Origin of the sequence: Actinokineospora sp. UTMC 2448, assembly GCF_024760565.1 — a bacterium.
Lineage (GTDB): Bacteria > Actinomycetota > Actinomycetes > Mycobacteriales > Pseudonocardiaceae > Actinokineospora > Actinokineospora fastidiosa.
Map to the genome: position 1 here is coordinate 1,758,166 of NZ_CP031087.1, position 22,204 is coordinate 1,780,369.

Genomic DNA, 22,204 nt, shown 5'->3' on the forward strand with positions numbered 1-22,204 from the left:
TTGACGCGGAGGTGGTGTCGTGAAGACTCCGGACAGGGACGACACCGCGGTACTGATCACCGAGGCCGAGCCCTCGTACGAGGACCAGTTCGCCGCGCGCAAGCGCAAATACATGGTCATGATGTCGCTGCGCGTGCCCTGCCTGATCCTGGCGGGCGTGTTCCACGAGACGTGGTGGTTGGCGCTGGGCTTCGTCGCCCTGTCCATCCCGCTGCCGTGGGTCGCGGTGCTCATCGCCAACGACCGGCCGCCGCGCAAGGCCGAGACGGTCAACCGCTACCGGCGCGAGGCCAAGGCGCTGGAGAGCGGGCCCCGGCAGGTCATCGACGGCTGAGCCGGGCGACCGGCTGCGCGCCGACCCGGCTCACCGCCGCCGCGCCCGCAGCGACACCGGCGGCCAGGGCCGCCCTCGGGCCGGCCCCGCCCAACCATGCCGTGAGCACCCCGGCGTCGAACGCGTCGCCAGCCCCGGTCGAGTCGACGCAGTCCGCGGCGACGGCGGGCACGCGCACGCTCCCGGACGCGTCCAGCCAGCTCGCCCCGCCGCTGCCCGCCGTGGCGGCGACCGCGCGGACGGACTTCAGCACGTCCGCGCCCAGCACCGCCATCTCGTCGGCGTTGGGCAGCAGCAGGTCGACCCCGCGCACCCACTCCAGGAACGTCGCCGCGTCCTCGATCAAGGCCGCGGCCTGCGGGTCCACGGACGTGGTCAGGCCCGCGGCCCGAGCGGCGGCCAAGGCGTGCAGTCCGGCCTCCCGCGAGGACTCGTCGAGCAGCACATAGCCGGACAGGTGCAGGTGGGCCGCCCCGGACAGCACATCGGGGGACAAATCGGACGGCCGCAGCCGGGCGTTGGCGCCCCGGTCGGGCAGCATGCTGCGCTGCCCGTCGCCGTCGACCAGGACGACGACGCAGCCGGTGCTCGCGTCCGGGTCCTCGGTGAACGCGCACCGCACGCCCAACGCGGTCAGGTCGGCCCGGACCTGCCCGGCCGCCGCGTCCGCGCCGACCCGCGACACCAGGGTCACCTCGGCGCCCAGGTGGGCCAGCCACGCCGCGGTGTTCGCGCCCGCGCCGCCCGCGGTGAGCGCGATCGACGCGCGGGTGTCGTGGCCGTGGCGCACCTCGCCGTCCGGCCGGGCCACGATGTCCAGAGCGGTGTCGCCCACCACCACGACGCGCATCCGTCTCCCTCGATCGAAATGGGCTGCGCGGCGCGCCGCCATGCGGTAGAAAGCTACCCGGCCCGCGAGTCGGGCCCGTTCCCGCTGTGGTCATCCCCTTCCAGGCATGCCGAGGAGGCGTTTCGCTGTGCCGCGCGCGTCGTGGGCCCTGATCACCGCGGGCTTCCGCCGATACGCCACCTACCGGCAGGCGACCTTCGCGGGCACGTTCACCAACATCGTGTTCGGCTTCCTGCGCTGCTACATCATGCTCTCCGTCGCCGCGAGCGCTGGCGGGCTGCTGCGCGGCTACGACAGCGCCCAACTCGTCACCTATGTCTGGCTCGGCCAGGGGATGCTCGCCGTGGTCAACATGTGGGTCCCGCTCGACATCGCCGAACGCGTGCGCACCGGGGACGTGGTGACCGACCTTTTCCGCCCGATCAATCCACTGTGGACGTACTTGTGGACCGACATCGGGCGCGCCGGGTTCGCGATGCTGACCCGGTTCACCGTCCCGATCGCGGCGGGCCTGGTGTTCTTCGAGATGCACCTGCCCCGGAATCCGCTCACCTATGCCCTGGTCGTGCTCTCCATCGTCGCCGCGGCGGTGGTCGGGTTCGGGGGCCGGTACCTGATCGGCCTGACCGCCTTCTGGCTGCTCGACACCCGGGGCGCGGTCGCGGCGTGGGGCATGCTGTCCACGGTGGGCAGCGGCCTGTACTTCCCGCTGACCGTCCTGCCCGAGTGGCTGCGCGTCGTGCTCTGGGTCGGCACGCCGTTCCCGTCGCTGCTGCAGGCCACCGCCGACATCGCCGTCGGCCGCGGCGACCCCCTGCTCATCCTGGCGGGCCAGGTCTTCTGGGCCGTGGTCCTGCTGGCGCTGTGCGGGGCCGTGCAGCGGCGCGCGACGCGGAAGCTGGTGGTGCAGGGTGGCTGACCTCGGCGTCTACCTCCACATCGTGCGGGCGCAGATCCGCAGCCAGACGCAGTACCGGATGTCCTTCGCGATCGACCTGACCGCGAGCACGCTGATCAGCGCGCTCGACATCGCCACGGTGTTCGTCCTGTTCTCGGTGAGCGGCGGGCTCGGCGGCTTCGGCGGCCCGGCCGTGCTGCTCATCGCCGGGCTCTCCGCGCTCGCGTTCGCCATCGCCGACGCCGTGTTCGGCAACGCCGAGCGGCTGCGCGAGCTGGTCCGCTCCGGCGGGTTCGACGCGCTCCTGCTGCGCCCGCTGTCCGCGCTGGCCCAGCTCCTGGCGGTCAACTTCGCGCCCCGCCGCGTCGGGCGGGTCGTGCAGGGCATGGTCGTCTACGGCCTCGGCCTCGCCGTGGCCGACATCGACTGGAACCCCGCCCGGGTCCTGCTCGCCGTGGTCACGCCGCTGACCGGGGCGGTCATGTTCGGCTGCCTGTTCATCATCGGCGCGACGGTCGCGTTCTGGTGGGTGGAGTCCGGCGAGGTCGCCAACGCCTTCACCTACGGCGGCCGCGACTTCACCTCCTACCCGCTCACGATGTACGGCGGCGGCTTCTTCGGCCGCTTCTTCGCCTTCGGCATCGGGTTCGCCTTCGTGGCGTACCTGCCCGCACTGGCCCTGCTGGACCGGCCCGACCCGATGGGCGTGCCCGACTGGCTGCGCTGGTGCTCCCCGCTCACCGCCATGATCGCCGTCCTCGCCGCCACCGCGCTGTGGCGGGTCGGCATCCGCCACTACCGGAGCACCGGATCGTGATCATCGAAGCAACGGGCCTGCGCAAGGACTTCACCGTGCGCCGCAAGGTCGGCCGATTCCGCCGCGAGAAGCACGTCGTGTCCGCTGTGGACGGAGTCGACCTGGCGATCGGGCGCGGCGAGATCCTCGGCTACATCGGACCCAACGGCGCGGGCAAGTCGACAACGCTCAAGATGCTGACCGGCGTGCTCACCCCGAGCGCGGGCCGGGCGCGGGTGTGCGGGCTGGAGCCGGTCGCCCAGCGGGTCACCCTGGCCCGGCGCATCGGCGTGGTGTTCGGGCAGCGCTCGCAGCTGTGGTGGGACCTGCCGCTGGCCGAGTCGTTCAGCCTGCTGCGCCACATCTACAAGGTCCCCGCCGCCGACCACGCCGCCCGCCTCAAGCGGTGCACGGCGCTGCTGGGGCTCGACGAGTTCGCCCAGACCCCGGTCCGCCAGCTCTCCCTCGGCCAGCGCATGCGCGGCGAGCTGACCGCCGCCCTGCTGCACGGTCCCGAGGTGCTGTTCCTCGACGAGCCCACGATCGGCCTGGACGTGCTCAGCAAGCAGGCCGTGCGCGAGTTCCTCGCCGAGGTCCACGCGGCAGGCGAGGCCACCATCGTGCTCACCACGCACGACCTCGCCGACATCGAGAAGCTGTGCAGGCGGCTGGTGGTGATCGACCACGGCCGCGTCGTGCACGACGGCTCCCTGGACGAGCTGCACGCCCGCTACGGCTCCCGCCGCGAGATCGTCGCCGACCTCGACGCTGCCTGGCCCGGCCTGACGCTGCCGGGCGCGCAGGTCACCGCCGTGGAGAACGACGGGCGCCGGGTCCGGCTCGCCCTCGACGGCGCGACGGCGGGCGAGGTCGTCGCCGCGCTCGCCCAGGCCGTGCCGCTGCGGGACCTGTCGGTGCAGGAGCCGGAGATCGAGGACGTGATCGCCCGCCTCTACCGCCGGGACTGAGCGACCGCGACCTCGGCGGCGACCCGCGTGTTGGCGGCGACCAGCTCGATGTTGGCCGTCAGGCTCACGCCGCCGCTGGCGGTGTGGAAGTGCTCCAGCAGCACGGGGGTGACGTCCTTGCCGCGCACACCGCGCTCGCGCAGCAGCGCCATGCCGTCGGTCAGCAGGCGGTGGTGCAGGTCGGTGTCCATCTCGAACTCGGCGGGCACCGGGTTGACCAGCAGGACCCCGCTCGACCCGGTCTCGCCGTGCGCGGCGATGACCGCGGCGGCCTCCTCGGGCGTGTCGACCCGCCACGGCACGCCGAAGGCGGACTCGCGCCGGTAGAAGGCGGGGAAGTGGTCGGTGCGGTAGCCCAGGACGGGCACCGAGCGGGTCTCCAGCACCTCGACGGTCGCGGCGATGTCCAGGACGGACTTCACCCCGGAGCAGACGACCGTGACCGGCGTGGCGGCGAGGACGTCGAGGTCGGCGGAGATGTCCCAGGCCTGCTCGCCGGGCATCGCCAGGTGCACGCCGCCGAGCCCGCCGGTGGCGAACATGCCGATCCCGGCCCGGTGCGCCAGCGCCGCCGTGCTGGCCACGGTGGTCGCGCCGTCCCGCCGCATGGCGAACGCGGGGCCGAGGTCGCGCAGGGACAGCTTCAGCATGTCCGACTCGCACACCCGGGCCAGCTCGTCCGCCGACAGCCCGACCCGGGCCGTGCCGTCCAGCACGGCGATGGTCGCCGGGACCGCGCCCGCCGCCCGGACGGTCTCCTCGAGGCGGACCCCCACCTCGTGGTTGCGGCCAGCGGGCAGGCCGTGGGCCAGCAGCGTGCTCTCCAGGGCGACCACGGGCGTGCCGTCGGCCACCGCGGCGGCGACCTCGGCGGAAAGTTCGATGCTCACGACGGGTCATCATGGGTGATGGCCGGGGGTCGGTGCATCCCGGGTTGAGGCATCATTGAGGGGTGAGCGCACCCACCCAGACCCTCCCCGAGGTCGACACCCGTCCGGAGGGCACCGACAGCACGGGCGATGACACGCCGAAGATGTTCCACTACGTCCGCAAGGACAAGGTCGTGGAAAGCGCGGTCATGGGGACCATGGTCGTGGCGCTGTGCGGTGAGGTCTTCCCGGTCACCAAGTCCCCGAAGCCCGGCTCGCCGGTCTGCCCGGAGTGCAAGAAGATCTACGAGCGGATGAAGCCGTAGGAACCCGCCTGCTGACGCCCGGGCCGCCACGGCCCGGGTCGGTGGCCCGCGGCTGAGCCCCGGTCCGGCTCGACCACTGCGGCACCGATGCGGTGCGGCGGGACTGGAACCGGCGGGTGATTGTGTGCGGTTCGGACCAGCCCGACGACCCGCGTCCTTCCCCTCCCGGTCGGGGGCGGTCCCGGGAGCGTGACCGGCTCAGTCCGAGTCGTGGTGCCTGTGGCTTGGGGCGGGGCCGCTCCAGTCTTGTCCAGGTGGTTGCCTGCGCGGTGCGCCCTGCCTGTAGGGCGGGTTCGGCGGGACGGGGCCGCGGTCCCAGCCCGTCGGCTGGGGCGGCTGGGCACTCGCGTGGGGTGGCTGGGGCGTGCGGTTCGGGGCCGGAGTGGGCGAGCGGTCCGCAGTGGCGGGCGGCGTGCCGTTGGGGGGCGTGGCGTCCGCACGCGTGGCGTTGGGGGGCGTGGCGGTCGGAGGTGGGGTGTTCGAGGGTGTGGCAGTCGGAGGTGCGGCGTTGGGGGGCGTGGCAGTCGGGGGTGCGGTGTTGAGGGGTGTGGCACTCGGGAGTGCGGTGTTCGGGGGTGTGGCGGTCGCAGGTGCGGCGTTCGGGGGTGGGCTGTCGGGTTGCCAGGCCTTGCCCTTCTCCTCCTCGCGCCTGCGCTCGTTGGCCCGTTCCATCTCCAGGCGGCGCCACTTGCGGCGTTGGCGCTTGGTCATCTTCGCGGGCCACATGTCCTGGATCGCGGCGTTGAAGTACGCGCCGAGGGTGATGGCCAGGCCGATGAAGAAGGCGAACAGCAGGAACGCGATCGGGGTCGCCAGCGCGCCGTAGGTGTAGCCGGTGGTGGTGATCCAGCCGATGTAGAGGCGCAGGCCGATGCTCGACGCCAGGAACACCACCATCGCCAGCGCCGCCCCCGGCAGGCCGCGGTGCCACGGCAGCTTCCGGGGCAGCGCCAGCTTGTACAGCGTCGCCAGCGCCAGCACGAGGATCACGCCGATCGCGGGGTAGTAGGCGATGTCCAGCCAGGTGGCGATCGTCGGTTGCCAGGACGCCGGGAACAGGTTGGGCAGGATGTCCGGGCCCAGCGCCAGCACCGGCAGGCCGATGATCAGCAGCACCAGGCTGGCCATGTAGAGCAACAGCGCGAACACGCGCTGCCACACATCGCCACGGACCCCGTTCTGGCCGTGCGCGACCGTGATCGCGTCGACGAACGACGACATCGCCGACGAGCCCGCCCACAGCGATATGAGGAATCCCACGGAGACGATCTCGCCGCGCCCGACGGTCAGGATGTCCGAGACCGTAGGCTGGATGATCTGGGTCACGACGCTCTCGCTGAACGCCGTCCGCGAGATCTCGATGATGTCGGCCTCGACGGCGCGCGTGACGTCCTGGCCGAGCCAGTCGGCGACGAAGCCGAGCATGCCCAGCAGCCCGAGCAGCAGCGGCGGGAGCGAGAGGACCTGCCAGAACGCCGCCTCAGCCGCCTCGGAGAACAGGTTGCCGTGCCATGCCTTGGACAGCGTGTGCCGCAGGAGGCCGCGACGCCGCGCGACCTGCATCGGGATGGCTGCCTGAGTGGTCATCTCGGTGACAAGCATGTCCCATCCGCGGCCGTTCGGCCCGACTACCGGGCAAACTCCGGTCCGCGTGTCCGCCCCGGCCCGGGTAGTCTCTCGGGTGCCCTCGTCGGACTCCGCTGAGGGCGTTGTCGTGTCCGGGGGGTCTGGGCACAACCGGAGAGGAGCGGCGTGACCCGGGCAGAAGCGGAACCGGACACCACGGCGGCCCCGGCCGCCCGTCCGCTGCGCGACTGGCAGCGGCGCGCGCTGACCAAGTACCTCACCCGCAGGCCGAAGGACTTCCTCGCCGTGGCGACGCCCGGCGCGGGCAAGACGGTGTTCGGCCTGCGCATCGCCGCCGAGCTGCTGGCCGACCGGACGGTCGAGCGGGTCGTGATCGTGGCCCCGACCGAGCACCTCAAGCACCAGTGGGCCGAGTCCGCCGCGCTGGCGGGCATCGCGATCGACTCGAACTTCACCAACTCCATGGGCGCGACCTCCCGCGACTTCCGCGGCGTCGCCGTCACCTACGCCCAGGTCGCGGCGCACCCGTCGCTGCACAGGGTGCGCACCGAGCAGTTCAAGACCCTGGTGATCCTCGACGAGATCCACCACGGCGGCGACGCCAAGAGCTGGGGCGAGGCCGTCCGCGAGGCGTTCACCCCCGCCGTGCGGCGCCTGGCCCTGACCGGCACGCCGTTCCGCAGCGACGACTCGCCGATCCCGTTCGTCGAGTACGAGCCCGACGGCGCGGGGTTCATGCGCAGCCGCGCCGACCACACCTACGGCTACGCCGACGCGCTGCGCGACGGCGTCGTCCGGCCGGTGATCTTCCTGGCCTACTCCGGCGAGGCGTCCTGGCGCACGAGCGCGGGCGAGGAGTTCACCGCGCGGCTCGGCGAGCCGATGACGGCGGAGCAGACCGCCCGCGCGTGGCGCACGGCGCTGGACCCGGCGGGGGAGTGGATCCCGTCGGTGCTCGGCGCCGCCGACGTCCGGCTGTCCCAGGTCCGGCAGAACGTGCCGGACGCAGGCGGGCTGGTGATCGCGTCCGACCAGGAGTCCGCCAGGGCGTACGCCAAGATCCTCGCCTCGATCACCGGGGAGGACCCGACGCTGGTCCTCTCCGACGACCCGAAGGCCTCCGGCCGCATCGCGGAGTTCTCCGCGTCGACGTCGCGCTGGCTGGTCGCGGTCCGGATGGTCTCCGAGGGCGTCGACGTCCCGCGCCTGTCGGTCGGCGTGTACGCGACCTCGGCGTCGACGCCGCTGTTCTTCGCCCAGGCCATCGGCCGCTACGTGCGGGCGCGGCGGCCGGGGGAGACCGCGAGCGTGTTCCTGCCGTCGGTGCCGGTGCTGCTGGACCTCGCCAGCCAGCTGGAGGCCGAGCGCGACCACGTCCTCGGCAAGCCCCACCGCGAGAACGACGGCTGGGAGGACAACCTCCTCGCCGACGCCAACCGCACCAAGGACGAGCCGGGCGAGGAGGAGAAGGCGTTCACCGCCCTCGGCGCCTCCGCCGAGCTCGACCAGGTGATCTACGACGGCTCGTCGTTCGGCACGGCAGCGTTCTCCGGCTCCGACGAGGAGCAGGAGTACCTGGGCCTGCCCGGGCTGCTGGAGCCCGACCAGGTGCGCGCGCTGCTGCGCAAGCGGCAGGAGGACCAGGTGGCCGCCCGGTCCCAGGCCGCGGCGTCGGCCCCGGCCGCGCCGCCCCCGCCGCCGCGCCCGCAGAACGTCGCCGAACGCCTTGCCGCCCTGCGCAAGGAGCTGAACGCGTTGGTCGGCATGGCCCACCACCGCACCGGCAAGTCCCACGGCGCCCTGCACAACGAACTCCGCCGCATCTGCGGCGGCCCGCCCACCGCGATGGCGACGGTGGAGCAGCTGGAGGAGCGCATCGCGACCCTGCGGTCCTGGTGATGTGACCGCCCGCTCGCGGTACCCCGGCCTCGACCCGCGCATAAGACGGTGCCCAGGAAGATCCCGGCCTGGTGGTCAACTCTGCGTAGCCAGGCCGTCGCCGATGCGCTACAGATGATCCTGGAATGTCGAGAGCGTTGCCAAACCGTGTCCGACGGAAGGCGTCTGAATCGAGTCAGTGTGGTTTGCCGCACGCACCTCGGCGGCATATGTTGTGCCGCACAACATTTCACCCGACGGTCGCCCGGGCCCGGCGGCACACGCGGGATCAGTGTGGAAGGGACAGCGATGCGCAGCAAGACTCTGGCGCTGGTGGCGGCGGGACTCGGGGTGTCCCTCGCCATGACGGCCTGCGGGGCCAACCAGGCGAACACGACCGATCCGGGGCAGTCCACGACGCAGGCGCCGGGCGGCGGGGAGGGTGTCAAGGTCGGCGTCATCCTGCCGGAGACCGCGTCCTCCGCGCGCTGGGAGGGCTTCGACAAGCCGATGATCGAGGCCGCCATGGCGGCCGAGGGCCTCGACGCGGACGTGCAGAACGCGCAGGGCGACGTGCAGAAGTTCACCACGCTCGCCGACAGCATGATCAGCCAGGGCGTGAAGGTCCTGGTCATCGCCTCGATCAACAGCGAGGTGGGCGCCTCCGTCGCGGCGAAGGCGAAGGCGCGGGGCATCCCGACCATCGACTACGACCGGCTCAACCTCGGCGGCTCGTCGGACTACTACGTCTCCTTCGACAACGTGAAGGTCGGCGAGCTGCAGGGCAAGGGCCTCTCCGAGGCGCTCAAGGACAAGAAGGGCGCCGAGGTCATCATGATCGAGGGCGCCCCGACCGACAACAACGCGACCCTGTTCACCCAGGGGCAGAAGAACATCCTGCAGCCGCTGTACGACTCCGGCGCCCTCAAGCTCGTCCGCGAGCAGGCCATCGACGGCTGGGACAACCAGAAGGGCGGCGTCACCTTCGAGCAGATCCTGACCGCCAACGGCGGCAAGGTCGACGGCGTCGTCGCCGCCAACGACGGGCTCGCGGGCGCGGTCATCAACGTCCTGCGCAAGAACGGCCTCAACGGCAAGGTCCCGGTCACCGGCCAGGACGCCACCCCGGACGGCCTGATGGCCATCCTGCGCGGCGACCAGCACATGACCGTCTTCAAGCCGATCAAGCTGGAGGCCGAGCACACCGCCAAGCTCGCCGCCGCGCTGGCCAAGGGCGACACCGCCGCCGCCGACGCGATCGCCAAGCAGACCAGCGACGACCCGGTGGGCAAGCGCCCGGTCAAGTCCGTGCTGCTCGACCCGATCCTGATCACCAAGGAGAACGTCAAGCAGGTCGTCGACGAGGGCTACGTCCCCGCCGCCGACATCTGCGGCGGCGACCTCAAGCAGGTCTGCACCGAGCTGGGCATCAGCTAGTCCGACGGCCGTCCCCCGGCGCGGAGCCGGGGGACGGCCCCCAGGGAGATCCGGGCAATGAGCGAACCCATCCTTGAGATCACCGGGCTCAACAAGAGCTTCGGGCCCGTCCACGTGCTGCACGACGTGGACTTCACCGTCCGCGCGGGCGAGGTCACCGCGCTCGTCGGCGACAACGGCGCTGGCAAGTCCACTTTGGTCAAGTGCATCGCGGGCATCCACCCGATCGACGGCGGCGAGGTCCGGTTCAACGGCCAGGTCGCGCACATCCACGGCCCCCGCGACGCCGCGGAGCTGGGCATCGAGGTCGTCTACCAGGACCTCGCGCTGGCCGACAACCTCGACATCGTGCAGAACATGTTCCTCGGCCGCGAGCGCGGCGGGGCGTGGCTGCTCGACGAGGCCGACATGGAGCGCGCGGCGCGCGAGACGCTCGCCTCGCTGTCGGTGCGCACCGTCAAGTCCGTCCGCACGCCCGTCTCCGCGCTGTCCGGCGGACAGCGCCAGACGGTCGCCATCGCCAAGGCCGTCCTCTGGGACAGCAAGGTCGTGCTGCTCGACGAGCCCACCGCCGCGCTCGGCGTCGCGCAGACCCGGCAGGTGCTCGACCTCGTGCGCAGGCTGGCCGAGCAGGGCCTCGGAGTGGTCCTGATCAGCCACAACATGGCCGACGTCTTCGAGGTCGCCGACCGCATCGCCACCCTCTACCTCGGCCGCATGGTCGCCGAGGTGCCGACCAGGGACGTCACCCACGCCCAGGTCGTCGAGCTGATCACCGCGGGCCGGTCCGGGGAGCTGGGCCTGGCCCGCCCCGAGACCGCGACCGTCTGAGCCGGAGCCACCCATGACAGACACCCCCGTCGCCGCGAAGAAGGAGAGCGCCATCTCCGACTTCGGCATCGACACCACCAAGCAGTCCACCGCCGAGGCCGTGCGCGACTACGCCGCCCGGCTGCGCGGCGGCGACCTCGGCTCCCTGCCCGCCGTGCTCGGCCTGGTCGCCCTGGTGCTCGTGTTCGCGCTGCTGTCGGACTACTTCCTCACCCTTGACAACGTCGCCAACCTGCTCGCCCAGGGCGCAGGCAAGATGATCATCGCCATGGGGCTGGTGTTCGTCCTGCTGCTCGGCGAGATCGACCTCTCGGCGGGCACCGCGTCCGGCGTGTGCGCCGCGGTGATGGCCATGCACTACGTCCGCTCGGGCAACCTGCTCGGCGGCATGGGCAACACGGTCTTCTACGTCTTCGTCGGCGGCCTGATCGTGGCCATCGCGCTCGCCGTGCTCATGCGGATCTGGGCGGGCGCCGGGTTCGCCGCCGTCGCGGTCGTCATCGCCGCGATCGGCGCGCCGCCGAACCCGTGGATCGAGATGCTGCTGGCCCTGTCGGTCGGCGCGGCCATCGGCGTGATCACCGGGTTCCTGGTGTCCAAGATCGGCATGCCGTCGTTCGTGGTGACGCTGGCGCTGTTCATCACGTGGCAGGGCGTGATCCTGCAGTTCATCGGCGAGGGCGGCGTGTTCGGCATCGGCACGCAGCCGACGCTGTTCGCCGTGGCCAACGGCAACCTCCCGGTGTGGGGGAGCTGGCTGCTGTTCGTCGTCGCCGCGGGCGGGTACGCCGCCGTCGTGCTCGGCGAGCACTTCGTGCGGTCCAACCGCGGCCTGGTCACCCCGCCGACGCCGGTCGTGGCCGCCAAGGTCGGCGCGGTCGCGGTGATCGGCGCGCTGTCGACCTGGGCGCTGTGCCTCAACCGCTCGCCCAACGACGCCGTGGTCATCGAGGGCGTGCCGTACGTCGTCCCGATCATCCTCGCGCTGCTGGTCATCGGCACCTATGTGCTCAACCGCACGCGCTACGGCCGCCACATCTACGCCGTGGGCGGCAACGCCGAGGCCGCCCGGCGCGCGGGCATCAATGTGAGCAAGATCCGGGCCAGCGTCTTCGTGGTCGCGTCGTCGGCGGCGGCGATCGGTGCGATCGTGTACTCGTCCAAGGTCGGCTCGGTCGACCCGCAGGCAGGCGGGCTCAACACGCTGCTGTTCGCCGTCGGCGCCGCGGTCATCGGCGGCACGTCGCTGTTCGGCGGGCGCGGCAAGGTGTTCCACGCCGTGGTCGGCGGTCTGGTCCTGGCGACCGTGGAGAACGGACTCGGCCTGTTGGAGCAACCGGCCGCGGTGGTCAACATCGTGACCGGCCTCGTACTGTTGCTCGCGGCGACCGTGGACGCGCTTTCCCGCAGGCGGGCGGCGGTGGCGAGCAGGTAGCAGGAGGAGACGGACGTGACCAGCACACCGACGGCGGGCGCGCGACCCGACGAGGTGCGCAGGCACAACCGCACGGCGCTGCTGCGCCGCCTGCACATCGAGGGGCCGACCACCCGGGCCGCGCTGGCCACCGAGCTCGGCCTCAACCGCAGCACGATCAAGGCCCTGGTCGACGGGCTCGCCGAGACCGGCGTCGTGGAGGAGCGGGTCCCCAGGGCCCGCTCCGGCGCGGGCAGGCCGTCGCTGCTGGTGCTGCCGCAGCCGCTGGCCGCGGTGGTGCTGGCCGTGGACATCCGGGTCGAGCAGGTCGCCATGGCCCTGGTCGGGCTCGGCGGGGAGATGCTCGGCCGCAACAGCTGGAACCTGCGCGGCAAGGCCCGCGAGCCCGACGAGGTGATCACCCACATCATCGAGTCGATGCGGGTGCTGGCCGACGAGCTGGGCGTGCGCACGATCGCCGCGGGCGTTTCCGTGCCCGGCGTCGTGCGCCGCTCCGACGGGTTCGTGCACGAGGCGCCGAACCTGCAGTGGACCGGGGTGCCGCTGGGCGACCGCCTCGGCGCCGCGCTGGGCATCCCGATCCGGGTGGGCAACGACGCCGAGATCGCCGCGCTGGCCGAGCACCTGCGCGGGGTGGCGCGGGGCTCGCTGGACGCGGTGTACGTCTCGGCGGACATCGGCGTCGGCGGCGGCGTGATCTCCGACGGCGCGACGCTCAGCGGCACCGCGGGCTACGTCGGCGAGCTGGGTCACATGGTGGTCAACCCGACCGGGCGGCACTGCTACTGCGGCAGCCGCGGCTGCTGGGAGACCGAGGTCGGCGAGGTCGCGCTCTGCCGGGCGCTGGACCTGCCGGAGGGCTCGCCGCGCGGCGCCGTGGTGGCCGAGCTGCGGGCGCTGTCGGCCGCGCCCGCCGAGGCCGAGCGCAAGCTGGCCGAGTTCAGCGAGTGGCTGGTGCTGGGGCTGGTCAACGTCGTCAACGCGTTCAGCCCCGAACTGGTCGTGCTGGGCGATCTCTTCACGTCGCTGCCGGTGCCGCTGGTCAAGCGGGTCGGCGACGAGGTCGGGCGGCGCAGCCTGGTGAGCAGGGCGATCGGCGGGACGCGCATCCTCGCCTCCACCATGGGCGCCGACTGCAAGCTGATCGGCGCTGCCGAGCTGGCCTTCGAGGCGGTGCTGGGCGCCGTGTGATCAGCGGAGGGTCAGCGGCTCCGTGGAGACTGGCTTCGTCGCTGGGTCGGGGTTGCCGGGGGCTCGGCCCCCGGGAGATGAAGAGGCCGACCCAGGCTCGCGCTTTCCGCGAGCATGGGCCGGCCGGTGGACGTAAGGAGAGGTTCAGCCCTCGAGCTGTGCCGACATCTCGCGCAGGCGGTCCTCGTGAGCGCGCGCGTGGTGGTTGCAGAACAGCAGCTCGCCCCCGGAGGGGAGAACGGCGCGGACCTTCGCGGCGGCGCCACACCGGTCGCAGCGGTCGGCAGCGGTCAGCTCGGGGCGGGTGAGCGTCGTGGTCGTCATCGGAGTTCTCCCTCCGTCCCGGCGCCGGGTGGCTCCGGCGCCCATCGGTGCGGACACGGTTGCCGCCGTGCTCGCACTTCCTACTCTTACAGACGCACGGGCGGATGGCAGTGTTCCCAATGCCTGGACATGACCACGTCACGGTTCCTTAACGCACTCTCAAACACGCGTGAATGCCCAGGTCCAGGCAAAACTACGGACCGCTACCAAGATCCCGGCACGCTGGCGTCGGCTCGTGTTCACCACGGGCGAACGGTGGCGGAGCACACAGGAGCCGCGCGATTCACCCGGATGTCTGCTTGCTCATTCCCGGGTCGTCGACCCCACGCGCTTGAGCGCCGTCACCAAGGGTGCCGCCACGGTCACCGCGCCGAACCCCCAGACCGCCGCGGTGACCAGATCCCAGACGCTGCCCCACACCGTGCCGACGTACAGCGCGGACAGACCGCCCCACAAGGCCACCAGCCCGACGACCACCGCCACCGCGGCGTCCCGGAGGGCCAGCCGGTCCGCCTTGCCCGCCAGGGCGACGACGAACCGCCGCACCCGGTCGACCACGCCGCTGCCGACGCCCAGGGCGGGCGCGTCCGTCGCGATCCCCACCTCGGGTCGCACGCCCTCGGCGTCCGGCCGCAGCCGGTCGGCCAGCGTGACGGCGGTGGCCAGCTGGTCGCGCAGGCCGGTGACCTCGGCCGGGCGGGTCAGCCGGGCCAGCCCGGCGCGCAGCACCCGGAACTGCAGGTGCGCGGCCTCCACGTGCCACTGGGCCGTGCCGGGAGCGGCGTTGTCGATGGCCGCCCACAGGCTGTCCAGCTCCTCGGCGACCCGCACGAGCGCGTCCGCGTGCTCGGCGTCGGTGATGTGCTCGGCGAGCTCGGCGGGGTCGAGATCGGCCGGGGGAGCGGCGAGGCGGTCGAGCCGCGCGCGCATGCCGGGCGCCCGGCGGTCCAGGACGTCGCGGTTCGCGGCCAGGGTGGCCAGACCGTCCCGATAGGCCTGGTGCCGCTCGACGATCGACGTCAGCCGGGCGATCTCGGTGTCGACGGCCGCCAGCCGCGCCGTGGCGAAGCCGTCCGGCCAGGGGAGCCAGAACAGCAGGTACCGGCGCACCTTCCCGCCGGGTCGGATGTTCCGCAGCCGGGTGTCGATGTCCACCTTGGCCGAACCGACGACGGTGTTCGCGATGCCCTCTTCTGGCGGGATGATCCGCTCGACCTCCCTGCGCCGCTGACTGATCGGGCGCCGGTCGGCGATCCAGGTCTGCGCGCCGAGGGCCACGAGCGTCCCGCCGAGCAGCAGCGCGACGGCGAGCAGGACCGGCGCCGACCGCTTCACGGTGACCTCGACCGCCGACTCGCCCAGGTCGAGGGTGCCGGTGTACTCCCCGGAGCCCAGCGACGGCCCGGCGGCCTCGATGTCGGACATGGCGAGGCTGTACGCGCCGTCGACGCACGTGGCGGTCAGCCTGGCGGTGTTGTCGCCGGAGACGAGCGTGGCGGTCGCGGTCTCGTCGGCGCAGGTGGCGGGGATCCGGCCGGGCAGCGTGTCGCCCTCCAGGCCCGTCCAGCGCGTCCAGTCGGTCGACCAGGCCGTCACGGCCGTCTCCTCGCCGCCGACGGTGATGGCGCGGCGCGCGATCGCGGTGTCGGTCCGCACCACCAGCCACCCGGTGGCCCCGTCGGCCAGCGTGTCGCGCGCGGTGAGGGAGACCCGGATCGACCCGGCGGCCGGGATCGCCGTCGGCGCGCCGACGTCGATCTTGACCGCGGTCTGCTTGTCGGACATCGCGCCCGCCTCGACGGTCACCGCGACGTCCCGGAGGCTGTTGTTCACGACCTCCACCGCGACGGGCTCCGTCGAGACGAGGACGGGCTCGTCGCCGCCCACGATGGCGATCTCCACCTCCTGCGCGGCCGCGGGCGCGGCGAGCAGGAACAGGACCGCGGCGATCACGACCACGCGCGCCATGGCGACCTCCAAGCCAGTCGCCTGGATCATCGCGCGGCGCTCCGACGGCGCTACGGCCCGTGGCGAACACGAAGGGCCGCCCACAACCGTGGGCGGCCCTTCGTCGTGGTCCTAGTCCTATTCGAGGTAGTCGCGCAGGACCTGCGAGCGCGACGGGTGGCGCAGCTTGGACATCGTCTTCGACTCGATCTGGCGGATGCGCTCCCGCGTCACGCCGTAGACCTGGCCGATCTCGTCCAGGGTGCGCGGCTGGCCGTCGGTGAGGCCGAAGCGCAGGCGGACGACGCCCGCCTCGCGCTCGGACAGCGTCGCCAGCACCGACTGGAGCTGGTCCTGCAGCAGCGTGAACGACACCGCGTCCACCGCGACGACGGCCTCGGAGTCCTCGATGAAGTCGCCGAGCTGGCTGTCGCCCTCGTCGCCGATGGTCTGGTCGAGGGAAATGGGCTCCCGGGCGTACTGCTGGATCTCCAGCACCTTCTCCGGGGTGATGTCCATTTCCTTGGCCAGCTCCTCCGGGGTGGGCTCGCGCCCGAGGTCCTGGAGCAGCTCGCGCTGGATGCGGCCGAGCTTGTTGATGACCTCGACCATGTGCACCGGGATGCGGATGGTGCGGGCCTGGTCGGCCATCGCGCGGGTGATCGCCTGGCGGATCCACCACGTGGCGTACGTGGAGAACTTGTAGCCCTTGGTGTAGTCGAACTTCTCCACCGCGCGGATCAGGCCGAGGTTGCCCTCCTGGATCAGGTCCAGGAACGCCATGCCGCGGCCGGTGTAGCGCTTGGCCAGCGACACCACGAGCCGCAGGTTGGCCTCGAGCAGGTGGTTCTTGGCGCGCTCGCCGTCGCGGATGATCCACCGCAGGTCGCGGCGCATCTGCGGCTGGAGCTTCTCGTTCTCGTCCTCGGCCTTGCGCACGCGCTCGGCGGCGTAGAGCCCGGCCTCGATGCGCTTGGCCAGCTCCACCTCCTCCTCCGCGTTCAGCAGCGCGACCTTGCCGATCTGCTTGAGGTAGGCGCGGACGGAGTCGGCCGAGGCGGTGAGCTCGGCGTCCTTGCGGGCCTGCCGCAGCGCCTCGGACTCCTCCTCGTCCCAGACGAAGTCGCCGTCCTTCTCGGGCTTGTCGTCTTCCTTGACCTCGACGGCGTCGACGGTCTCGTCGACCGGGTCGACCTCGACCTCCTCGAGGTCGGACAGGTCGGGGTTGTCCAGGTCCTCGGGCTCTTCGCCGTCGGGCCCGTCGACGGCCTTCTTGGGGCCTGCCTTCGCGCCCGCTTTGGGCGCGGCGGCCTTCTTGGGCGCCCGGGGCTTGGCGGCCTTCTTCGCCGTCGTCTTGGTCCCAGCGGCGTCCTGCAGCTCCTCGTCCGAAGCCGGTGCGCCCTTGGTCGTCTTGGCGGTGCTCGCCGACGCCGTGGAGCGTCGGGTTGCGGTTCGTGCGGCTGCCACGTACGCCCTTTCAGAACGGTCCATCACGGCAGTTCCCACGCGGATACGCCTGATCAAGCGTGGTCACTGCCGGAGTTCGGGGAGAGCCCTGCGGGAGGGCCGTGTTCCATTGTAGCGACCGGTCCGCGTCCCCGGACTCAACCGTGGTGGTTGCGTCGGGCGGACACCGCGCTTTTCGTGCGTGATCGTGCTCAGTCGCGGCCCGGTCCCCCCGGGTTCGGCAGGCCGGGCGCTGCGTCCGCCAGCGGCCCGGCCGCGCCCGTCACCCCTCCCGTTCGGCTGCCGCCGTCGCGGCGCCCACGATCCCGGCCGTGTTGCGCAGTTCGGCGGCGACGACCTTGGTGCGCACGTCGAGCATCGGCACCCACTTGTCGGCCTTCTTGCTGACCCCGCCGCCGACGATGATCAGGTCCGGCCAGATCAGGTCCTCGAGGGCGTTGATGTAGCGGGACACCCGAGGGGCCCACTGCTCCCAGGTGAGCTCCTCCTCGTCCTTCACCGAGGCGGCCGCCCTGGTCTCGGCGTCGTGGCCGTCGACCTCCAGGTGGCCGAACTCGGTGTTCGGGACCAACCTGCCGTCGAGGAACAGCGCGGTGCCGATCCCGGTGCCGAAGGTCAGCAGCACGACGACGCCGCTCTGGTCGCCGGGCCAGCCGTAGCGGATCTCGGCCATGCCCGCCGCGTCGGCGTCGTTGAGCACGACCACCTCGTTCGGCCTGCGGTCGAGGCGCTTGGCGAACAGCGCGGCCGCGTCGGTGCCGATCCAGGACTTGTCGATGTTGGCCGCGGTGTGGGCGACCCCGCGCTTGACCACCGCGGGCAGCGTCACGCCGACCGGGCCCTCCCAGCCGAACCCGGCGACGATCTCGGCCACCACGTCGGCGACCGCGTCCGGGGTCGACGGCTGCGGGGTGTCGATCCGGTGCCGGTCCCCCACGAGCCTGCCAGCCGCGAGGTCGACGACGCCGCCCTTGATGCCGGACCCGCCGACATCCACTCCGAAGCCGCGGGCTGCCTCTGCCATCGGCGCTGGTCCTTTCTAATCGATTCAGAACCACGTTGCCGCAGAGATTAGCTGGTGAGACGCGGCTGTGGTCCGATAGCCGGGTGGGTATCACGGAACAGGAACTGGCCGACATCGCGTTGACAGTCGCCAAGGAGGCCGCCGAGCTGGCCCGGACGGTGCGCGCGGACGCCGTGCGCGAGGTGACCACCAAATCCACGGCGACCGACGTCGTGACCGCGGGCGACACCGCGGCCGAGGCGCTCGTCCGGTCCCGGCTGGCCGAGCTGCGCCCGGAGGACGCCGTGTTCGGCGAGGAGGCGGGCGGCACGGCGGGCGCGGGCGTCACCTGGGTCGTCGACCCCATCGACGGCACCGTCAACTACCTCTACGGCCACCCGTGGCACTGCGTGTCCGTCGCCGCCCAGGTCGACGGCGAGTCCGTCGCCGGGGCCGTGGTGGAGCCGGTGAGCGGCCGGTGCTGGACCGCTGCGCGCGGGCGCGGGGCGTGGCTGGACGGCGTCCCGCTGCGCGTCTCCGAGCCCGCGTCACTGGACCTGACGCTGCTGGCCACCGGGTTCACCTACGACCGGGAGCGGCGCGTCCGGCACGCCGCCGTGGTCGCCGAGCTGCTGGGCGTGGTCCGCGACATCCGCAGGGGCGGCTCGGCCGCGCTCGACCTGTGCGCGGTCGCGGCGGGCTGGGTGGACGCCTACGTCGAGCGCGGGCTGTCGCCTTGGGACTGGGCCGCGGGCGCGCTCATCGCCCGGGAGGCGGGCGCGGTCGTGCTGCTGCCGGGGCAGCACGAGCTGGGCGACGACGCGATCTTCGTCGCGTCCCCGGCCATCGCGGCGCCGCTGCGCGCGGCGTGCGCGCGAGCCGGGATGGGCTAGCAGCGCACGTCGCGCGCGGCCGCCATGAGCTGCCCGTCGATGTCCGGCCCGGCGGACTCGCCCTGCAGTCCGCCCTGGCCGCTGCTCTGCGACGTCCACTGGGCCAGCTGGTCCAGCACCTCGCGGCCCTCCGGCCGCGGGGTCACGTGGCCGAAGCGCTGGCCGACGGCGAGGTCGACGGTGGCGTCCTGGCGGTTGTCGCGGACCAGCTCCGCGCATGGGACGAGGATGCTGAGCGTGCGGGCCGCCGAGACGCCCTTCTGTCCGAAGCGGATCTGGCCGTAGCAGGCCAGCGTCCCCTCCGGGTACAGCATGTCGTTCTTCGGCTCGGCCAGCTTCGAGAAGCCCAGCTCGCTCAGCGCCTCGGACACCGCCGTCGCCTGCCGGTTCTGGCCGCTGGCGTTGAGCACGCGCACCAGGGCCGTGCGCGCGGGCGCGGGCGTGGTGTCGTCCAGAGCGGTGTGCGGAAGCACCTCGCCCATCGGCTCGGCGAGCCCGGCCAGCGCCTCGGCGGGCAGCGGGGACGCCGGACAGGTCCGCGCGTCGGCGCGCTCGGCGCCAGCGTCCTCCAGCACCTGCATCCACACCAGACCGGCCGCCATCGCCAGCACGGCGAGGAAGACCAGGGCGGGCACCGGGCGCCGTTTGCGGTAGCGAGGAGCCGCCTGCACTCTTCTCACCCCGTCCATGCGCACCACCCCCGGATCGGCACCGCGATCAGAGCTGATCGCTGCTGCTCAGCCTATTGGTTTCCAAGATCGTCGGGCCAACCGGCCGCCCCGGTGCAACGCTCCTGTGACAATCGGCCGCTATCACGGCCCTGTCATTGCCGGGAGCGATTGTCCGATGGCGTACAGTGACCCTCCGATCGTGATCGCACCACGCGGGCGAGGCGGCGGCAACACCCTCCCACCCGGGCGGGTGGTGTCCGGGTGCCACTGGACTGCCACCGCCAAACCCGCTGTTGCTAATCCGATGCGTGTGCCCGAGGGGGATGGGCTACCCTCTGCGCGCTCTGTCGTCTCCACCGGCACGCCGAATCGATCCCGAAAGATCGGTCCGACCGGGGACGGGCGGGCGAGACGCCCGTCACGCGATGGGCGGGCACAAACCGGGGCGCTGGAACGTTCTCCAGCGGCACGACTTACATCCTGAAGGACCGCAGGGGTGAAGGAAGATGGCGACCGACTACGACGCACCACGCCGTAGCGAGGCAGATGACCTCGCCGAGGACTCCCTCGAGGAGCTCAAGGCGCGGCGGAACGAGACGCAATCCGGCGTCGTCGACGTGGACGAGTCGGACACCGCGGAGAGCTATGAGCTGCCCGGGGCCGACCTGTCGGCACTGTCGGGCGAGGACCTGACGGTCCGCGTCGTCCCGAAGCAGGCCGACGAGTTCACCTGTTCCAAGTGTTTCCTCGTTCACCACCGCAGCAGGCTGGCGGAGGAGAACAACGGGCTCTACGTCTGCCGCGACTGCGTGTGAGTCCGTGCGCGCCGGGGGCGCGCGGGCGGCCGCTACCTCCCGAGCGCGGCGACCACGCGCTCGGGGTGGCGGGTGCTGAACAACCAGTACGGGGTCGGGTCGGCCGGATCGTCGACCCGGACCCGGACAAGGGGGCCGACCCAGCCCTTGTGCACCAGGTAGGCGGCCGGGTCCAGATTCGGACCCAGGGCCGCCCGCTTGCTGTGCGCGGGGAACACCTCGACCTCCCCGACGAACTCCAGCGGCAGGCGCGCCTCGCCCACCCGCAGCTCGCCGTCCTCGACGGCGACGCGGGAGCGGCCCGCGCTCCACACGGCCAGCACGGCCAGGGGGATCAGCACGGCGTAGGGCAGCCAAGCGCGCAGACCGGGGTAGCCCATGTGCACCTCGGCGGCCAGCAGCGCGGCCGCCGTCAGCGGCAGCGGCCACCAGTACCAGGTCACGTACAGCCGCTCGGCGTGTCCGGTGCGCTGGGTGACGGTGCGCGATCGGTCGTCCACGGCTCCAGGGTAGTCTCGCCGCTCGTGCCCAGCGTCGAGGTCCTGCTCACCCGGCTCGATCCGGGTGTCCCGCTGCCCGGCTACGCCCGGCCCGGGGACGCCGGTGCGGACCTGGTGACCACGTCGGACGTGGTCATCGGCCCGGGGGAGCGGGTGCTGGTCGGCACCGGGATCGCGATCGCCCTGCCCGACGGGTACGCCGGGTTCGTGCACCCGCGCTCGGGACTGGCCGCCCGGACGGGCCTCAGCGTGGTCAACACCCCCGGCACGATCGACTCGGGCTACCGGGGCGAGATCAAGGTGTGCCTGGTCAACCACGACCCGCGCGCGCCGATCTCGCTCCGACGGGGTGACCGGATAGCGCAACTGGTTGTGCAGCGCGTGGAGCACGCGGTATTCCGGGAGGTGCCCGCGCTGACCGAGACCGAGCGCGGCGCGGGTGGCTACGGTTCGACCGGCGGGCACGCGGTGCTCGGCGGTCGGCACGGGACGGAGGAGTAAGTGGCACTGTTCGGGCGCAAGCGCCGCAGGGACGTCGAGGAGCCCGCGCCGGTGGTCGAGGAGGTCGAGGAGACCCCGGTCGAGCACGCCGACCTGACCGACGGCCCCTACGACGTCGACGACGCCCCCGAGGACGACATGCCGCGCCTCGACCTGGGCGCCGTCCGCTTCCCGGTGCCCGACGGCGCGCAGCTGCAGGTGGAGATGGACCCCGCGGGCCCGGTGCGCGCCGTGCACGTGCTGACCCAGATCGGCCAGCTCACCATCACCGCCTACGCCGCCCCCCGCTCCGGCGGGCTGTGGCGCGAGGTGTGCGGCGAACTTGCCGACCAACTGCGCGCCGACGGCGCCAAGGTGCACAGCACCGTGGGCGACTGGGGCCAGGAGCTGGCCGCCACCATGGGCGAGGCCGCCCTGCGCTTCGTCGGCATCGACGGCCCGCGCTGGATGCTCCGCGGCGTCGTGGCCGGCCCGCCCCAGCTGGCCGACCACAGCGCGAAGGCGCTGCGCGAACTGCTGCGCAGGACGATCGTGGTCCGCGGCGCCCAGCCGATGCCGGTGCGCACGCCGCTGCCGCTGGAGCTGCCGCAGGCGATCGCCGAGCACATCGCGCAGGCGCAGGAGCAGCAGGCCTGAGTTGTCCACAGGCCCGGGGCCGCCCTTTCGGGGCGGCCCCGGGCCTG

At 72.4% G+C, this 22,204-nt stretch carries 22 protein-coding genes and 1 pseudogene; 14 read left to right on the plus strand and 9 right to left on the minus strand.

Annotation, left to right across the window (positions count from 1 at the left end; genetic code table 11):
• The first annotated feature begins 19 nt into the window (after nt 1-19).
• A complete protein-coding gene (locus tag Actkin_RS08395; protein WP_189213239.1) occupies nt 20-334 on the plus strand; it encodes a DUF3099 domain-containing protein in 315 nt (104 codons plus the stop codon).
• On the opposite strand, the gene Actkin_RS08400 is transcribed toward Actkin_RS08395, so the two are convergent.
• Nucleotides 321-1,184, minus strand: coding sequence for a carbohydrate kinase family protein (locus Actkin_RS08400; protein WP_258906592.1), 864 nt, complete (start codon nt 1,182-1,184; stop codon nt 321-323). The genes Actkin_RS08395 and Actkin_RS08400 overlap by 14 nt on opposite strands.
• 106 nt (nt 1,185-1,290) lie before the next feature.
• Here Actkin_RS08400 and Actkin_RS08405 point away from each other — a divergent pair, with 106 nt between their 5' ends.
• Genes Actkin_RS08405 through Actkin_RS08415 form a run of 3 tightly spaced genes read left to right on the plus strand, consistent with a single transcriptional unit; the run spans nt 1,291 to nt 3,846 of the window.
• Nucleotides 1,291-2,103 carry an ABC transporter permease gene (locus Actkin_RS08405; protein WP_189213237.1) on the plus strand — a complete coding sequence of 271 codons (813 nt, stop codon included), beginning with the start codon at nt 1,291-1,293 and terminating at the stop codon, nt 2,101-2,103.
• A complete protein-coding gene (locus Actkin_RS08410) occupies nt 2,096-2,899 on the plus strand; it encodes an ABC transporter permease (RefSeq protein WP_258906593.1) in 804 nt (267 codons plus the stop codon). The genes Actkin_RS08405 and Actkin_RS08410 overlap by 8 nt, the downstream gene beginning before the upstream one ends.
• Nucleotides 2,896-3,846, plus strand: coding sequence for an ABC transporter ATP-binding protein (locus Actkin_RS08415; RefSeq protein ID WP_229787454.1), 951 nt, complete (start codon nt 2,896-2,898; stop codon nt 3,844-3,846). The genes Actkin_RS08410 and Actkin_RS08415 overlap by 4 nt, the downstream gene beginning before the upstream one ends.
• Here Actkin_RS08415 and Actkin_RS08420 read toward each other — a convergent pair.
• Complete coding sequence (locus tag Actkin_RS08420) at nt 3,831-4,736, minus strand: pseudouridine-5'-phosphate glycosidase (protein WP_258906594.1); 906 nt, start codon at nt 4,734-4,736, stop codon at nt 3,831-3,833. The genes Actkin_RS08415 and Actkin_RS08420 overlap by 16 nt on opposite strands.
• Nucleotides 4,737-4,798: 62 nt before the next feature.
• Here Actkin_RS08420 and Actkin_RS08425 point away from each other — a divergent pair, with 62 nt between their 5' ends.
• Nucleotides 4,799-5,041 (plus strand): DUF3039 domain-containing protein, encoded by a 243-nt coding sequence (locus Actkin_RS08425; protein WP_189213235.1) that lies wholly within the window; start codon nt 4,799-4,801, stop codon nt 5,039-5,041.
• A 447-nt stretch (nt 5,042-5,488) separates the two neighbouring features.
• Here the strand turns inward: Actkin_RS08425 and Actkin_RS08430 are convergent.
• A pseudogene (locus Actkin_RS08430) lies at nt 5,489-6,628 on the minus strand (YihY/virulence factor BrkB family protein); the annotation flags it as partial.
• Nucleotides 6,629-6,793: 165 nt separating this feature from the next.
• Here Actkin_RS08430 and Actkin_RS08435 point away from each other — a divergent pair.
• From Actkin_RS08435 to Actkin_RS08455, 5 genes are all read left to right on the plus strand, one after another.
• Nucleotides 6,794-8,527, plus strand: coding sequence for a DEAD/DEAH box helicase (locus tag Actkin_RS08435; RefSeq protein WP_189213234.1), 1,734 nt, complete (start codon nt 6,794-6,796; stop codon nt 8,525-8,527).
• Nucleotides 8,528-8,815: 288 nt separating this feature from the next.
• Nucleotides 8,816-9,943, plus strand: coding sequence for a sugar ABC transporter substrate-binding protein (locus Actkin_RS08440; RefSeq protein WP_189213233.1), 1,128 nt, complete (start codon nt 8,816-8,818; stop codon nt 9,941-9,943).
• Between the two features lie 57 nt (nt 9,944-10,000).
• On the plus strand, nt 10,001-10,774 hold the full coding sequence (locus Actkin_RS08445; protein WP_189213232.1) for an ATP-binding cassette domain-containing protein: 774 nt from the start codon (nt 10,001-10,003) through the stop codon (nt 10,772-10,774).
• Nucleotides 10,775-10,787: 13 nt separating this feature from the next.
• Nucleotides 10,788-12,209 carry a sugar ABC transporter permease gene (locus Actkin_RS08450; protein ID WP_189213231.1) on the plus strand — a complete coding sequence of 474 codons (1,422 nt, stop codon included), beginning with the start codon at nt 10,788-10,790 and terminating at the stop codon, nt 12,207-12,209.
• 15 nt (nt 12,210-12,224) lie between these two features.
• The gene (locus Actkin_RS08455; RefSeq protein WP_258906596.1) at nt 12,225-13,400 is read left to right on the plus strand and encodes an ROK family transcriptional regulator; all 1,176 of its coding nucleotides are present in this window, start codon (nt 12,225-12,227) and stop codon (nt 13,398-13,400) included.
• Between the two features lie 144 nt (nt 13,401-13,544).
• On the opposite strand, the gene Actkin_RS08460 is transcribed toward Actkin_RS08455, so the two are convergent.
• From Actkin_RS08460 to ppgK, 4 genes are all read right to left on the minus strand, one after another.
• On the minus strand, nt 13,545-13,724 hold the full coding sequence (locus Actkin_RS08460; protein ID WP_189213230.1) for a DUF7455 domain-containing protein: 180 nt from the start codon (nt 13,722-13,724) through the stop codon (nt 13,545-13,547).
• Nucleotides 13,725-14,027: 303 nt separating this feature from the next.
• Complete coding sequence (locus Actkin_RS08465; RefSeq protein ID WP_258906597.1) at nt 14,028-15,692, minus strand: hypothetical protein; 1,665 nt, start codon at nt 15,690-15,692, stop codon at nt 14,028-14,030.
• Nucleotides 15,693-15,809: 117 nt separating this feature from the next.
• The gene (locus tag Actkin_RS08470) at nt 15,810-17,138 is read right to left on the minus strand and encodes an RNA polymerase sigma factor (protein ID WP_229787449.1); all 1,329 of its coding nucleotides are present in this window, start codon (nt 17,136-17,138) and stop codon (nt 15,810-15,812) included.
• Between the two features lie 262 nt (nt 17,139-17,400).
• The gene (ppgK, locus tag Actkin_RS08475; RefSeq protein ID WP_189213227.1) at nt 17,401-18,162 is read right to left on the minus strand and encodes a polyphosphate--glucose phosphotransferase; all 762 of its coding nucleotides are present in this window, start codon (nt 18,160-18,162) and stop codon (nt 17,401-17,403) included.
• 83 nt (nt 18,163-18,245) lie between these two features.
• On the opposite strand from ppgK, the gene Actkin_RS08480 reads away from it, so the two are divergent.
• Entirely contained in the window at nt 18,246-19,034 is a 789-nt protein-coding gene (locus Actkin_RS08480; RefSeq protein WP_229787447.1) for an inositol monophosphatase family protein, read from the plus strand.
• Here the strand turns inward: Actkin_RS08480 and cei are convergent.
• Nucleotides 19,031-19,705 carry an envelope integrity protein Cei gene (gene cei / locus Actkin_RS08485; RefSeq protein ID WP_229787445.1) on the minus strand — a complete coding sequence of 225 codons (675 nt, stop codon included), beginning with the start codon at nt 19,703-19,705 and terminating at the stop codon, nt 19,031-19,033. The genes Actkin_RS08480 and cei overlap by 4 nt on opposite strands.
• Nucleotides 19,706-20,211: 506 nt before the next feature.
• Between cei and Actkin_RS08490 the strand changes: the two genes are divergently transcribed.
• Entirely contained in the window at nt 20,212-20,520 is a 309-nt protein-coding gene (locus Actkin_RS08490; RefSeq protein WP_189213225.1) for a DUF4193 domain-containing protein, read from the plus strand.
• Between the two features lie 32 nt (nt 20,521-20,552).
• On the opposite strand, the gene Actkin_RS08495 is transcribed toward Actkin_RS08490, so the two are convergent.
• Entirely contained in the window at nt 20,553-21,020 is a 468-nt protein-coding gene (locus Actkin_RS08495; protein ID WP_258906598.1) for a DUF3093 domain-containing protein, read from the minus strand.
• A 24-nt stretch (nt 21,021-21,044) separates the two neighbouring features.
• Between Actkin_RS08495 and dut the strand changes: the two genes are divergently transcribed.
• Together dut and Actkin_RS08505 are read left to right on the plus strand one after the other, a co-directional pair.
• Entirely contained in the window at nt 21,045-21,521 is a 477-nt protein-coding gene (gene dut, locus Actkin_RS08500; protein WP_189213223.1) for a dUTP diphosphatase, read from the plus strand.
• Nucleotides 21,522-22,157, plus strand: a complete 636-nt coding sequence (locus Actkin_RS08505; RefSeq protein ID WP_189213222.1) for a DUF3710 domain-containing protein — start codon at nt 21,522-21,524, stop codon at nt 22,155-22,157.
• Nucleotides 22,158-22,204 lie beyond the last annotated feature (47 nt).

Excerpts from the sequence above, each read along its gene's own strand:
- Actkin_RS08400 (WP_258906592.1), bottom strand. The coding sequence starts at position 1,184 with ATGCGCGTCGTGGTGGTGGGCGACACCGCTCTGGACATCGTGGCCCGG.
- Actkin_RS08405 (WP_189213237.1), top strand. The coding sequence starts at position 1,291 with ATGCCGAGGAGGCGTTTCGCTGTGCCGCGCGCGTCGTGGGCCCTGATC.
- Actkin_RS08440 (WP_189213233.1), top strand. The coding sequence starts at position 8,816 with ATGCGCAGCAAGACTCTGGCGCTGGTGGCGGCGGGACTCGGGGTGTCC.
- Actkin_RS08445 (WP_189213232.1), top strand. The coding sequence starts at position 10,001 with ATGAGCGAACCCATCCTTGAGATCACCGGGCTCAACAAGAGCTTCGGG.
- Actkin_RS08450 (WP_189213231.1), top strand. The coding sequence starts at position 10,788 with ATGACAGACACCCCCGTCGCCGCGAAGAAGGAGAGCGCCATCTCCGAC.
- Actkin_RS08460 (WP_189213230.1), bottom strand. The coding sequence starts at position 13,724 with ATGACGACCACGACGCTCACCCGCCCCGAGCTGACCGCTGCCGACCGC.
- Actkin_RS08465 (WP_258906597.1), bottom strand. The coding sequence starts at position 15,692 with ATGGCGCGCGTGGTCGTGATCGCCGCGGTCCTGTTCCTGCTCGCCGCG.
- ppgK (WP_189213227.1), bottom strand. The coding sequence starts at position 18,162 with ATGGCAGAGGCAGCCCGCGGCTTCGGAGTGGATGTCGGCGGGTCCGGC.
- Actkin_RS08490 (WP_189213225.1), top strand. The coding sequence starts at position 20,212 with ATGGCGACCGACTACGACGCACCACGCCGTAGCGAGGCAGATGACCTC.